This window comes from Streptomyces sp. NPDC094448, from assembly GCF_044763775.1.
Classification (GTDB): Bacteria; Actinomycetota; Actinomycetes; order Streptomycetales; family Streptomycetaceae; genus Streptomyces.
Map to the genome: position 1 here is coordinate 271,711 of NZ_JBIWGU010000003.1, position 12,907 is coordinate 284,617.

The 12,907-nt window shown below is 72.4% G+C and carries 11 protein-coding genes; 3 read left to right on the forward strand and 8 right to left on the reverse strand.

Annotated features, from left to right (window positions below):
* Window positions 1-48 precede the first annotated feature (48 nt).
* From ACIQ9E_RS07365 to ACIQ9E_RS07375, 3 genes are read right to left on the reverse strand one after another with little or no spacing between them, the layout of a single operon-like run.
* Window positions 49-795 (reverse strand): succinate dehydrogenase/fumarate reductase iron-sulfur subunit, encoded by a 747-nt coding sequence (locus ACIQ9E_RS07365; RefSeq protein WP_403703360.1) that lies wholly within the window; start codon window positions 793-795, stop codon window positions 49-51.
* A complete protein-coding gene (locus ACIQ9E_RS07370) occupies window positions 792-2,738 on the reverse strand; it encodes a fumarate reductase/succinate dehydrogenase flavoprotein subunit (RefSeq protein WP_403703363.1) in 1,947 nt (648 codons plus the stop codon). Before ACIQ9E_RS07370 ends, ACIQ9E_RS07365 begins: the two co-directional genes overlap by 4 nt.
* Entirely contained in the window at window positions 2,739-3,470 is a 732-nt protein-coding gene (locus ACIQ9E_RS07375) for a succinate dehydrogenase (RefSeq protein WP_403703366.1), read from the reverse strand. It lies immediately after the preceding gene.
* A 95-nt stretch (window positions 3,471-3,565) separates the two neighbouring features.
* Between ACIQ9E_RS07375 and ACIQ9E_RS07380 the strand changes: the two genes are divergently transcribed.
* Window positions 3,566-4,498, forward strand: coding sequence for a LysR family transcriptional regulator (locus ACIQ9E_RS07380; RefSeq protein WP_403703369.1), 933 nt, complete (start codon window positions 3,566-3,568; stop codon window positions 4,496-4,498).
* A gap of 189 nt (window positions 4,499-4,687) precedes the next feature.
* Here ACIQ9E_RS07380 and ACIQ9E_RS07385 read toward each other — a convergent pair whose 3' ends face one another.
* From ACIQ9E_RS07385 to ACIQ9E_RS07395, 3 genes are all read right to left on the reverse strand, one after another.
* The gene (locus tag ACIQ9E_RS07385; protein ID WP_403703372.1) at window positions 4,688-6,895 is read right to left on the reverse strand and encodes a putative bifunctional diguanylate cyclase/phosphodiesterase; all 2,208 of its coding nucleotides are present in this window, start codon (window positions 6,893-6,895) and stop codon (window positions 4,688-4,690) included.
* Window positions 6,895-7,707 (reverse strand): SAM-dependent methyltransferase, encoded by an 813-nt coding sequence (locus ACIQ9E_RS07390; RefSeq protein WP_403703375.1) that lies wholly within the window; start codon window positions 7,705-7,707, stop codon window positions 6,895-6,897. Before ACIQ9E_RS07390 ends, ACIQ9E_RS07385 begins: the two co-directional genes overlap by 1 nt.
* Before the next feature lie 261 nt (window positions 7,708-7,968).
* The gene (locus ACIQ9E_RS07395) at window positions 7,969-9,048 is read right to left on the reverse strand and encodes an SCO0930 family lipoprotein (protein WP_403703378.1); all 1,080 of its coding nucleotides are present in this window, start codon (window positions 9,046-9,048) and stop codon (window positions 7,969-7,971) included.
* Between the two features lie 437 nt (window positions 9,049-9,485).
* Between ACIQ9E_RS07395 and ACIQ9E_RS07400 the strand changes: the two genes are divergently transcribed.
* A complete protein-coding gene (locus ACIQ9E_RS07400) occupies window positions 9,486-10,091 on the forward strand; it encodes a hypothetical protein (protein ID WP_403703381.1) in 606 nt (201 codons plus the stop codon).
* A gap of 86 nt (window positions 10,092-10,177) precedes the next feature.
* Here ACIQ9E_RS07400 and ACIQ9E_RS07405 read toward each other — a convergent pair whose 3' ends face one another.
* Complete coding sequence (locus ACIQ9E_RS07405; RefSeq protein WP_403703384.1) at window positions 10,178-10,825, reverse strand: hypothetical protein; 648 nt, start codon at window positions 10,823-10,825, stop codon at window positions 10,178-10,180.
* Between the two features lie 370 nt (window positions 10,826-11,195).
* Here ACIQ9E_RS07405 and ACIQ9E_RS07410 point away from each other — a divergent pair, with 370 nt between their 5' ends.
* Window positions 11,196-11,849 carry a class F sortase gene (locus tag ACIQ9E_RS07410; protein ID WP_403703386.1) on the forward strand — a complete coding sequence of 218 codons (654 nt, stop codon included), beginning with the start codon at window positions 11,196-11,198 and terminating at the stop codon, window positions 11,847-11,849.
* 169 nt (window positions 11,850-12,018) lie between these two features.
* Here the strand turns inward: ACIQ9E_RS07410 and ACIQ9E_RS07415 are convergent, their stop codons facing one another.
* Window positions 12,019-12,885 (reverse strand): polysaccharide deacetylase family protein, encoded by an 867-nt coding sequence (locus ACIQ9E_RS07415; protein ID WP_403703389.1) that lies wholly within the window; start codon window positions 12,883-12,885, stop codon window positions 12,019-12,021.
* Window positions 12,886-12,907: the final 22 nt, after the last annotated feature.

Sequence of the window (12,907 nt, forward strand, 5' to 3'; positions counted from 1 at the left end):
GGCCGCTGGAGGCAGGCGGCCGTTCGGGGGCCGCGCGCGGGGCCGCCGTCAGGTCCGGGTGCGCCTGGTGGCGCGCAGCCACTCCTTGTTCATGGCGGAGATCGACGGCAGCGGAATGCCCTTGGGGCAGGCCGTGGCGCATTCGCCGGTCAGGGTGCAGCCGCCGAAGCCCTCCTCGTCCATGGCCGCGACCATGTCGAGCACCCGGCTCTCCCGTTCCGGTGCGCCCTGCGGCAGCACCTTGAGGTGGTTGATCTTCGCGGAGGTGAAGAGCATCGCCGACCCGTTGGGGCAGGCGGCCACACAGGCCCCGCAGCCGATGCACTCGGCGTGTTCGAAGGCGTAGTCGGCGTCGGCCTTCGGCACCGGTGCGGCGTGGGCTTCGGGCGCCGAACCGGTCGGGGCGGACACATAGCCGCCGGCCTGGATGATCCGGTCGAAGGCCGAGCGGTCCACGACCAGGTCCTTGACGACGGGGAAGGCCGCGGCCCGCCAGGGTTCCACGTCGATGGTGTCGCCGTCGGCGAAGGACCGCATATGGAGCTGGCAGGCGGTGGTCCGCTCGGGGCCGTGGGCGTCGCCGTTGATGACGAGGCTGCACGCTCCGCAGATGCCCTCGCGGCAGTCGTGGTCGAAGGCGACGGGGTCGTCGCCGCGGAGGATCAGCTCCTCGTTGAGGGTGTCGAGCATCTCCAGGAACGACATGTCCGGGGAGATGCCGTCGACGTCGTACACGGCCATGGCGCCGGATGCGTCGGCGCGCTGCTGGCGCCAGACGCGGAGGGTGAGCCTCATGCGTAGCTCCGCTGGGTGGGGTGGACGTGTTCGAAGACGAGGGTTTCCTTGTGGAGGACGGGGGCCCGCCGGTCCCGGGGGAACTCCCAGGCGGCGGCGTAGCCGAACTCCTCGTCGCGGCGGGCGGCCTCCCCGTCCGGGGTCTGGGACTCCTCGCGGAAGTGGCCGCCGCACGATTCGGCGCGGTGCAGGGCGTCGAGGCACATCAGCTCGGCCAGCTCCAGATAGTCGACGATCCGGTTGGCCTTCTCCAGCGACTGGTTGAACTCGTCTCCGGTGCCCGGCACCTTGATGCGCTGCCAGAACTCGTCCCGGATCTGCGGGATGCGTTCGAGTGCCTTGCGGAGTCCTTCCTCCGTACGGGACATCCCGCAGTACTCCCACATCAGTTCGCCGAGTTCGCGGTGGAAGGAGTCGGGGGTCCGGTCGCCGTCGACCGCGAGCAGCAGGTTCAGCCGGTCCTCGGTCTCCGCGACGACGTCCGCGACCTCCGGATGGGCGGTGGTGGGCCGGTCTCCGAGGGAGGTGCGGGCGAGGTAGTCGTTGATGGTGGACGGCAGGACGAAGTAGCCGTCGGCGAGGCCCTGCATCAGGGCGGAGGCGCCGAGGCGGTTGGCGCCGTGGTCGGAGAAGTTGGCCTCGCCGATCGCGAAGAGTCCCGGGACGGTGGTCTGGAGGTCGTAGTCCACCCAGAGGCCGCCCATGGTGTAGTGCACGGCGGGGTAGATCCGCATGGGGACCTCGTAGGGGTCCTCAGCGGTGATCCGCTGGTACATGTCGAACAGGTTGCCGTACTGCTCCGCCACCTTCTCCCGGCCGAGCCGGCGGATCGCGTCCGCGAAGTCGAGGTAGACGCCCTGTCCGCCGGGGCCGACGCCGCGGCCCTCGTCGCAGACGTTCTTCGCGGCCCGGGAGGCGATGTCCCGCGGGACGAGATTGCCGAAGGAGGGGTAGATCCGCTCCAGGTAGTAGTCCCGCTCGGACTCGGGGATCCCGCCCGGGGGCCGGGTGTCGCCCGCCGCCTTCGGCACCCAGATACGGCCGTCGTTGCGGAGGGATTCGCTCATCAGGGTCAGCTTCGACTGGTGGTCGCCGGTGCGCGGAATGCAGGTGGGGTGGATCTGGGTGAAGCAGGGGTTGCCGAACCAGGCGCCGCGGCGGTGGGCCCGCCAGACGGCGGTGGCGTTGGAGTTCATGGCGTTGGTCGACAGATAGAAGACGTTGCCGTAGCCGCCGGTGGCCAGGACCACCGCGTCGGCGAAGTGGGTGGAGATCTCGCCGGTGACCAGATCGCGGGCCACGATGCCGCGGGCCCGCCCGCCGACGACGACCAGGTCGAGCATCTCGGTCCGCGGGTGCAGGGTGACCGTACCCGCGGCGATCTGCCGGGACAGCGCCTGGTAGGCGCCGAGGAGGAGCTGCTGGCCGGTCTGGCCGCGGGCGTAGAAGGTACGGGAGACCTGGACCCCGCCGAAGGAGCGGGTGTCGAGGAGTCCGCCGTACTCCCGGGCGAACGGAACGCCCTGCGCCACGCACTGGTCGATGATCTCCACGGAGATCTGGGCCAGCCGGTGCACATTGGATTCACGGGCGCGGAAGTCGCCGCCCTTGACGGTGTCGTAGAAGAGGCGGTGGATCGAGTCGCCGTCGTTGCGGTAGTTCTTGGCGGCGTTGATGCCGCCCTGGGCGGCGATGGAGTGGGCCCGCCGGGGCGAGTCCTGGTAGCAGAACTGCTCCACCTGGTAGCCCTGTTCGCCGAGGGTGGCGCCGGCCGCTCCGCCGGCCAGCCCGGTGCCCACCACGATGACGGTGTGCTTGCGCCGGTTGGCCGGGTTGACGAGCTTCGCCTCGAAGCGGCGGCGGTCCCAGCGCCCGGCGATCGGCCCGTCCGGCGCCTTGGTGTCGGCGATCGGGGCACCGGTCTCGTACTCCGTGTAACTCATTCAGCTCACCACTCCGGTCATGACGGCGACGGGTACGGCGACGAAGCCCGCGGTCAGGACGAGCGCGAGGCCGTTGGCGACGGCCTTGAGGGCCCGGTCGCGGCGGGCGCTGCCGATGCCGAGGGTCTGGGCGGCGCTCCAGAAGCCGTGCCGGACGTGCAGCCCGACGGCGAGCATCGCCGTGAGGTAGACGACGTTGCCGTACCAGGTCGAGAAGGTGGCGACGACGTTCTCGTACGGTTTGCCGGGCTCGGCGTTCCCGTTCACCGTGAGGGTCGTCAGGTCGAGGATGTGCCAGACGATGAACAGGGCGATGATCACCCCGCCCCAGCGCATGGTCCGGGTGGCGTAGCTCGCCCGGCGCCGCTTGTGCACATAGCCGGTGGGACGGGCCCTGATGTCCCGGCGGCTCAGCTGGTACGCGCTGACCGCGTGCGCGACGACGGCGGCGAGCAGTCCGATCCGTACGATCCACAGCGCCCACTCGTGGTGGAGCACGGGCGCGCCCATGGTGCGCAGCCAGTGGCCGTACGCGTTGAACTCCTCGGGCCCGAAGAAGACCTTCAGATTGCCCACGACATGGGCGACCAGATAGCCGAGCATGATCAGTCCGCTGACGGCCATGACGGTCTTCTTGCCGACCGTGGACCCCCAGAAGGAGCGCGGGGGCCGGGGCCGGGTCCCGGCCGCCGGTTTCCGTTCCGTCCGTTCCGTACCTGTTGCCGAAGCCATGTCGGGAACCGTAGACGCGCTCATGACCAGTGGTCCAAGACATGATCTGGTTGATCTCCATAGGCAGTCCCTATGCAGGGGTCTATCCTGGGGATATGCAGTTCCAGCAGCTCCTGTACTTCGTGGCCGTGGCGGAGACCCGGCACTTCACCCGCGCCGCCGAGCGGGTCCATGTCTCCCAGCCGTCGCTCTCCCAGCAGGTGCGGGCGCTGGAGAAGGAGCTGGGGACCGAGCTGTTCAGCCGGGCCCGGGGCAATATCGCGCTGACGGAGGCGGGCGAGGCGCTGCTGCCGCTGGCCCGGCGGATCCTGGCGGACGCGGATACCGCCCGGCACGAGGTGCAGGAGCTGGTCCGGCTCCGCCGGGGCCGGGTCAGGCTCGGGGCCACGCCGAGTCTCTGCACCGGACTCCTCCCCGATGTGCTCCGCGCCTTCCACGACCGGCATCCGGGCATCCGGCTGCTGATCGACGAGGGCGGCTCGCACGATCTGGTGCGGAGACTGGCCCGGGGGGCGCTGGACCTGGCGCTGATCGTGCTGCCGCTGCCGCCGGCGTCGCCCGCGCTGACCACGGTCGAGCTGCTGCACGAGGACCTCGTGGTGGTCTCGTCGGCGGCCGCGCCCGCGCCGCCGAGCCCGGTGCGGGTCTCCGATCTGCGGGAGGTGCCGCTGGTGATGTTCCGGCACGGTTACGACCTGCGGGAGCTGACGGTGGCGGCATGCCGGTCGGCGGGTTTCGAGCCGTCGTTCACGGTCGAGGGCGGGGAGATGGACGCGGTGCTGGGCTTTGTCCGGGCCGGTCTGGGGGTGGCGGTGGTGCCCCGGATGGTCGCGGACCGCTCGGGCCCCGATCTGCGGGTGACCGCGCTGGCGCCCCCGGGGCTGCGGCGGACGATCGCCCTGGCGCACCGGAGCGATGTGGCACCGCCGCGGGCCGCCCGCGAACTCCAGCGGGTGCTGCTCGCGACGACCGGCGCGGGCGCGGCGGGCACCGCGGGCGCCGGTCCGGCGGAGGAGTCAGACGGGTGACGAGCCGGACCGGGCCGGTCCTTCGGCCGGGCCGGCGGCGGGGCCGGACGACCGGACCGGCCGGTGCGATACGGAACCGCCGGTGCCGTACGGACCGGGTGACGCTCCGGGCGCCGGTGACGGACCGGGCCGGTCCCTCCCGGGTGCGATACGGGCCGGGCATCCGGCCCGTACCACCGTGCGACGGCCTCAGATCGCGTCCGCCAGCGAGAGCGCGTGCAGTTGGTCCGGCGGACCCGGCCGGGCGTAGTACCAGCCCTGCGCCGTGTCGCAGCCCAGTTCACGGAGCTGGTCGGCCTGGACTCCGGTCTCCACGCCCTCGACGGTGACCGCGAGTTCGAGGCTGTGGGCCAGTGACACGATGCCCTCGACGATCTTCAGATCGACCGGGTCGACGGGCGCCTGCTGCATGCCCTTGGTGAAGGAGCGGTCGAGCTTGAGGACGCTCACCGGCAGCCTTCGCAGATTGGCCAGATTGGAGTAGCCCGTACCGAAATCGTCGAGGGCGATGTCGACGCCCAGTTCGGCGAGCTGACGGAGCGGTTTGAGCAGCCCCTCGTCGGCTCCTATCAACGCGGACTCGGTGACCTCCAGGCAGAGCGCGCCGGGTTCGAGCCCGGCGCGTTCCAGCACGGCGACCGTGTCCTTGACCAGCCCGGGGTGCTGGAGCTGGGCGGGCGACAGATTGACGTTGATCCGCAGCGGCGCGCCCTCGGTACGGTGCCGCTGCCAGTCGCAGGCCTGGCGCACCGCTTCCTGGAGGACCCAGCGGCCCAGCGGGACGATCAGTCCGGTGTGCTCGGCGAGCGGGATGAACTGGTCGGGCCCGAGGATCCCGTGCTGCGGATGCGACCAGCGCACCAGGGCCTCGGCGCCGTGGACCCGGCCGTCCCCCATATGCACGAGCGGCTGGTACTCGATGAAGAACTCGCCGCGTTCCAGCGCGGCGGGCAGTGCGGTGGTCAGCCCGTGCCGGGTGATGGCCCGCTGGTCGAGTTCCGGGTCCGCCATCTCGAAGCGGTTCCCGCCGCGCGCCTTGGCCCGGTACATGGTGATGTCGGCGCTGCGCAGCACCTCGGCGGTGGTGCGCTCCCCGGCCGGTCCCTCGACGATGCCGATGGAGCCGCGCACGGTGAACTCGCGGCCGTCGACCAGGATCGGGGTGCCGAGGACGCCGAGGATCCGGGCGGCCAGCTCACCGACCTCGTATTCGGTGTCGGGGCCGGTGGTCAGGGCGACGAACTCGTCGCCGCCGAGCCGGGCGACCATCTCCCCGGGAGCGGTGGCGCAGCTCTGCAGCCGGTCCGCGACCTCGACGAGCAGCCGGTCGCCGGTGGCGTGCCCGAGGCTGTCGTTGATGGCCTTGAAGCCGTCGAGATCGAGGTAGCAGAGTCCGAACCGGTTCTCGGCCGCACCGGTCTGCGGGTTGGCGGAGCCGTGGCCCGGTCCCGTTCCGGCGAGGGCCTTCTCCAGCCGTTCGAAGAAGAGCGTGCGGTTGGGCAGCCCGGTCAGCGCGTCATGGGTGGCCTCGTACCGCAGGCGGAGGTTGAGCAGCCGCCGTTCGGTGGTGTCCTCCAGAAGGGCGAGGAGGTACTGGGGTCTTCCCTCCGGGTCGCGCAGCAGGGACATCGTCAGATTGGTCCACAGAGCGGTGCCGTCGTCGCGGAAGAACGGCTTCTCCACCCGGAAGTGTTCGCGTTCGCCGCGCTTCAGCTCGCGGTAGAGCTGGGCGACGTGGGGGCGGTCCTCGGGATGGGTCCACTCGGTGATCTTCTTACCGCGGACATGGTGCTCCAGTCCGCCGAACATCCGGGTGAGGGTCTCGTTGACCTCGACGACGGTGCCGTCGAGTTCGGCGACGCCGATACCGATCGCCGCGCCTTCGAAGACGGCCCGCAGCCGGGTCTCGGTGGCGTGCAGGGCGTGTACGGCGTCGGAGCGGGCCATCAGCGCGGAGCGGGCGACGGCCTCCTGCTCGGACAGGGTGCGGTCGCGGAGCCCGGCCGCGAATCCGGCGGCCACCGCGTGCTGGAGGCGGGTGCAGCGGGTCCGCCCGTCCTCGACGGTCAGCTCCTCCTCGCCCGCGCCGCCGCAGTACAGCACCAGATAGGCGTCGATGACACCGAGGGTGCGCAGCAGCGCGTCGGGGTCGGTGCAGTGGGCGTCGACGAGTGCCGCGCCGACCCGCTGGGCCGGTGCCGGATCGAAGGGACGGGCATGCAGCAGAGCGCAGAGGCTGCGCGCCAGCGGCAGCAGATGCTCCTCGACCTCGCCCCGGGTCAGCGAGGTCGCGGTGACGGGGAAGACGGCACGGCTCCAGATGGTCGCGAAACGGCGGAGTCTGTCCTCAAGACCGTCCGGGTCCGCCGTGGGACCGGTTGCCTGCGACGGCGCCATCACGCCTTGCGCCCCACCCCTGCGTAGCTTGAGAAGGCATATGGGTCCTCCTGCTCGGCTGGGGTGTCCGGCCGCCAGTGCGGCGTGAACACCAGTCCGGGCTCGACCATCTCGTACCCCTCGAAGAACCGAGCAATTTGCTCTTGTGAACGCAATGTCAGTGGACTGCGGATGTCACGGTAGACCCCCACGGCGCCTTCCGTCTGCTCCTGCGACACCGGGACGCGGTCGTACGCGGCATGGGTGATGACGATCAGACTGCCGGGCGGGAGGGCTTCGCCCAACTCCCGTACCGCGCCGTACGGGTCCTCCGCGTCCTCGACGAAGGGAAGCACGCCGAGGAGGAGGAGCGCCACCGGACTGGCCGCTTCCAGTAGTTCGGCGACCTCGGGGCCGTCGAGGATCTGCCGGGGTCTGCGCAGGTCGGCAACGGCCACGGCGATCCCGGGGTCGTCACCGGCCACCGCTCGACCGTGGGCGACGGCGACCGGATCGTGGTCCAGATGCACGATCCGGCACGCCGGGTCGGCGGACCGCGCCACCTGGTGGACGTTGCCGTACGACACCATGCCGCAGCCGATGTCGAGGAAGCGGGTGATGCCCCGGCCGACCGCCCAGGTCACCACCCTGCGCATCAAGGCCCGGTCGGCCTGGACGCTCTTGGGCAGGCCGGGCAGGAAGCCCAGCGCGCGGCGTGCGGCGTCCCGGTCGGCCGCGAAGTTGTGGGAGCCGCCCGCGTAGTAGTCGTACATCCGGGCCACACCGGCCACCGAGGTGTCGATGCCGGGCGGGGCCCAGACAGCACGCTCCATGGATGTCTCCAACCGGGTCGACCGGACCTCGTGCGGACGCCTCCGGCCGTGCTCACGGCCGGTGTTCGAGCCGAGGCTACTGATCGGCCGCCCATTGGGCGAGTCCAAACCGGAATCGGCAGACCGGTTGTTGGTCACATCACGGAGGTACGGGCCCGGTCCCCCGGCCCGCCCGGGGGCGGGCCGGGGGACCGGGGATCGTGCCCGCGGACCTCCGTCCGGCGGTCCGCGGAGTGCCGCGACGGCCGGCCCGGCGCGCGGCTACTCCGCCGTCCTGACCGCCTTGCCCTGCGGGGTCACGGCGAACCAGGTACCGCCCACACCCTGCCCGTTGGTCTCTCCGGGGGCGCGGTCGCCGGAGAAGGTGTAGAGCGGCCGGCAGTCGATGGTCTGCTGCTTGATTCCGTCGGGTCGGGCGAAGGTGACAAAACCCTTCTTGAGGATGCCCCGGGTGTCGTTCTTGTTGACGGGTGCCACCGCGGGCCACTTCTTCAGGCACTCCCCGGTGCACGCGGTGCGCATCGGCCAGGCCGAGTCCTTGATGAAGCGGTAGACCGTCATGCCCTCGCGGTCCACCACGATCTCGCCGAGCTTCGGATCCTTGCGGGTCGACAGTCCGGGCAGTCCCGCGGGTCCGGTGGCGCGGGTACCGGAACCGGAACCGGAACCGGGACTCGAACCGGAACCGGAACCGGAGTCCCGGCCAGGGGTGTTGTCCGGGCTGCTGCCCGGGGTGCCGTAGCCGCCGCCGGTGCCCGTACCGCCGGTTCCGGCCGCTCCCCCGCCGCCCGCCTTGCCGCCGTCCGGGGCGGCGGCGAACCAGGTGCCGCCGACGCCCTGTCCCCGGGCCTGCCCCGGCGCCGTGTCCCCGGCGTACCGGTAGACGGGCCATCCGGCGACGGTCAGCTGTGTACCGCCGTCGGGCCGGGTCACCTCGCCGAGGAGGGCGGGGCCGGCTCCGGGCGGGGCGGTCGCCCCCGCCGCGGCCACCACCGACCATGCCTTCGCGCAGTCGCCTTCGCAACGGGACCGCGGGGGTGACGCGGTGTCCTCGTCGAAGCGGTAGAGGGTGAATCCGGCGCTGTCCGTGAGAGCCTCGCCGAGCTGCGGGATGTTCCGTACCGCGAGCCGTCCGGCCGGTTTCGCCGCGCCGCCCGGGGCCGCGGCGGCGCCGGAGCCGTAGTCCCCGTAGCCACCCCCCGAGGCCGGTTTCGCCGCACCGGCGGGCTGCCTGCCGTCCGTACCGCCACCGCCGGCCCGGTCCTCCTGACCGCACGCCGTCGTCAGGACGAGCAGGGCCGCCGCGGCCGCGGCGGCCGACGTGCTTCGCCAGGTCTTCATCGTGTACTCCCGTGGGTCCGTCCGTCTCCGTGTCCGTCGTGTCGGCGGCGCCCGGGTACGCCGCCCACGGCCCTAGGTACGGCCGGGGTACGGGCAAGTGTTCAACCGTGCCGCAGGATTCCCGCGGCGGGCGCCCGGGGGCCGGCCCGGCGCAGGCAGGATGCGGATGCGGAAGGGGCACCGGGCGGCACGGACCGATCGCGGGATACCGGACGGCCGGACCGCTGGCAGGGCGAGGGCAAGGGCGATGAACGGTGCGGTTCGGTGGCGGCGCGCCGCCGGTGTCCCCCGCCCGGCGGATACGGATGACCCGTTCGCCCGACAGCGATCGCGACCGGGTGGGGGCACTCCTAGCGTTTCGGTTGTCGAGGGGCATATTCCGCCCTTCCGCGGAAACCGCTTCCGCGTCTGCTCCTCGGGGACCCGGAGGAATGCCCATGCGTGCGATACGTGCCGCGTCCGCCGCTCTGCTGGGAGCGACCGTGCTGGCCCTGGCCGCTCCCGTCGCCCGGGCCGGCGGCGACGGCGACCCGGTCCGGTTCACCGTCTCGCCGGCCACCGTCGCACCCGGCGGACGGATCGCGCTTTCCGCAAGCAACTGCCCCACCACGGCGACCGCCTCGTCCGGGATCTTCGACACGGCGACCATCCGGCCCGGCACCTCGGCCACGGCGACCGTGGACACGGACGCCCGCCGGGGCGCCCAGTACTCGGTCCGCTTCACCTGCGGCAACCAGCAGGGCACGTTCATCCTCACGATCAGCGGCGGGACCGCCAGTCCGACGACCAGTTCCACCTTCCGGCCGCCGGCCGCCACCGCGACCCCCGCGCCCTCGGCGAGCCGTACCGCCACCGTGACGGCCACACGTACCGCGACGGCCACGGCGACCGTGACACCGCAGGGCGTCCGCGGCGGGCTCGGCGGCAGCATGGCGGGCGGCGCCGGTACCACCGAGGTCGCGGCGGGCGCGGCGCTCGTCGTGGCAGCCGCGGCAGGGACCGCGTACGCCCTGCGCCGCCGGAACGCCGGCCGCCGGCACTGAGGCCGTGGACAGCGCGGCACCCGCGGCGCCACCCCTTCCGGGATCGGGCGCCGCGGGCCGACTCGCCGACCGGGAGGTTCGTCCGGTCAGACGGCTCCGCCGGAGGCGCGTCGACGGCGGGTGATCACCAGGGCCCCGCCGAGCGCGGCGGCGGCGACCAGCGAACCGCCGACGGCCATCTCGGCGGTCGTCGGGCCCATCGAGCCGCCGAGACCGCCGCGCGCGCCCCGGCCCCGGAGCACGGCGAACTCGGCCGTCTCCACCCGGCTGCCGCCGGTGCACCGGACGGCCAGGTTGTACTCACCGGGCGCCGCACGGTCGAAGACCCGGGCAAAGGCCGTCTGCACATCACCCCTGTTGTCCCGGGCATCCCTGTTGTCCCTGATATCTCTGTTATCTCTGTTGTCTCTGCTGTCTCCGCCCCTGTTGTCGTGGCCTTCACGGCTCTCACGGCTGTCGGCGCCGTCGCGGAACTCGCCGTTGCCGCGGTGCTCCAGCCGGGCCGTGGGGAAGGCGTTCGAGGTCACCGTCCCGCCGCGGGAGCAGCCGCGCACGGTGACCGTCAGGGTCCCGCCCTCGTGGACCGAGCGCGGATGGACGGAGATGGCGAACGGCCCCGTGTCCCGGTTGTCCCTGCCGTCCCCGCCACCGCCGCCGGCGACCGCCGAGGGCGCCGGGACACCTACGGCCACGCACGCGGCCGCGGCCACTGCGAGAGCGCGTGAAGCACGCATCGTGAACCTCCAGCGGAAGACGCCCGGAGCGGCGCTCCGGGTTTTTCGACGAGTACGCCTTCCATGACGAACCCTCACCGGGCAGACCGGGGACCGCATGTCGGGACTCGTCCGACCCGGTGAGCCGACACGCCCACGACGCGCCGAATGGCCTCGACGGATGCGCAGGTCACACACTGTCACCCGGATCGGGGAAGTCACGCCGGGGCGTTGACACGGATGGGTCACCCCGGCTGGACGGCGCCACCCGTTCGCCCTGTCCGGATCGCCGGGGCCGTCCGGCTCACCTACCGTGCCCAGGGAATCGACCGGAGTCACCGGTGACCGGACGGAGGGTGTCCGGTCGCGGCGGCCGGAGGGAAGAGGTGCGATGGGCGCGGACTTCGACGACCCGGGGCCGCGGCGGCGTTCGCCCTGGGGCGTGCTGGCGCTGGTGATGCTCACCGGGATCGCCCTGATGAAGAACGGGGTGGACGTCGCGCTCGGCCCGCCCCAGCCCGCTGCCGCCGCCTCCCTGGGCCGTACCGACGGGGAGACCTTCGCCGGGCCCGCCGTGTCGAAGACCCTGCCGCACGCGCCCGCCGAACGGGTGCGGATCTCCGCGATCGGGGTGGACGCCCCGCTGATGAACGTGGGCCTGGACGCCGACGGCTGGATCGAGGCGCCCCCCGCCGACGCGCCGGAGTTCGCGGGCTGGTACCAGAACGGTGTCGCGCCCGGACAGCGCGGTACGGCGGTCATCGCGGGCCATGTCGACAACACGTCGGGGCCTGCGGTGTTCTACGGGCTCGGCACGGTGAAGCGGGGCGACCGGGTCGAGGTCGACCGGCTCGACGGGAAGAAGGCCGTGTTCGAGGTGTACGGGGTCGAGGTGTACGCCAAGGACGACTTCCCCGGCGCCCAGGTGTACGGGGACACCGGCTATCCGGAGCTGCGGGTGATCACCTGCGGCGGCGGCTGGAGCCGGGCCGACGGATACGACGGCAATGTGGTGGTCTTCGCCCGGATGGTCTCCGCGCGCTGAGGGTCCGGGACGGGCGGCTTCGCGCGGGCGGCCCGGGACCGAGCGGTCACCTCGCGCCGACGGCTCGCGCCGGGGCCCGGAACCGGCGGCCGGCACGTTTCCGCTGCCGCGCCTGCGGACCGCCGTCGGGGCCGGAGCCGGGGCCGGTGGTCGCCGGCCCCGGCCCGGTTCAGCGCTGCGGCACGGTGATCGTGTACCCCGCCTCCAGCAGCTTCGGCAGATAGTTGCGGAGCGCGGCCACACTCTGCGAACGGTCTCCCCCGGCGTCGTGCGAGAGCACCACCACGCCCGGCGCCGCACCGTCCAGTACCCGGCTGGCGATGGTCCCGGCACCGGGCTCGGTCCAGTCCAGGGTGTCGACGGTCCAGGCCAGCGGCTCCATCCCCAGCTCCGCGCCGATCTCGAAGGAGTGCCGGTTCCAGGCCCCGAAGGGCGCGCGGTACCAGAGCGGCGCCTGTCCGGCCAGCTCCTCGACGATCTCGCTGGTCCGGCCCATCTCGTCACGGATCCGGGACGGTGTCAGGGACGGCATCAGCGGATGGGACCAGGTGTGGTTGCCCACCACGTGCCCGTCGTCCACCATCCGCCGTACGAGATCCCCGTTCACATCGGCCATCTCACCGCAGACGAAGAACATCGCGGGGACGTCGTAGCGCGCGAGGATGTCCAGGACTTCCGGGGTATAGCGGTCGTCCGGCCCGTCGTCGAAGGTCAGCACCATGGTCCGGCCCGGCGACGGCAGGCTGAGGAAGGGGTGTTCGCGCACCGGCGGCCGGACCCGGCGCAGCCCGCGCGGGATCCCGGTCATCGGCTGGAGCCGGTAGGCGGTCGACCGGGCCCGGAGGCCCGCGGCACCCGCCGCACGGGCCGCCGGACGGCCCGGCGCACCGCCCGCGCCCCCCGCGGCAGGCCCGGGAGCCACGGTCCGCCCTCCGGTCCCCTCGGTGACGAGGAGGCCGACGGTGGCAAGGGCGCCGATACCCGCGGCGATCCGGAGCACGGTGCGGCGATCCGGTGGCGTCTGATCCTTCTTCATGACCAACAGCTCGCACGACGAC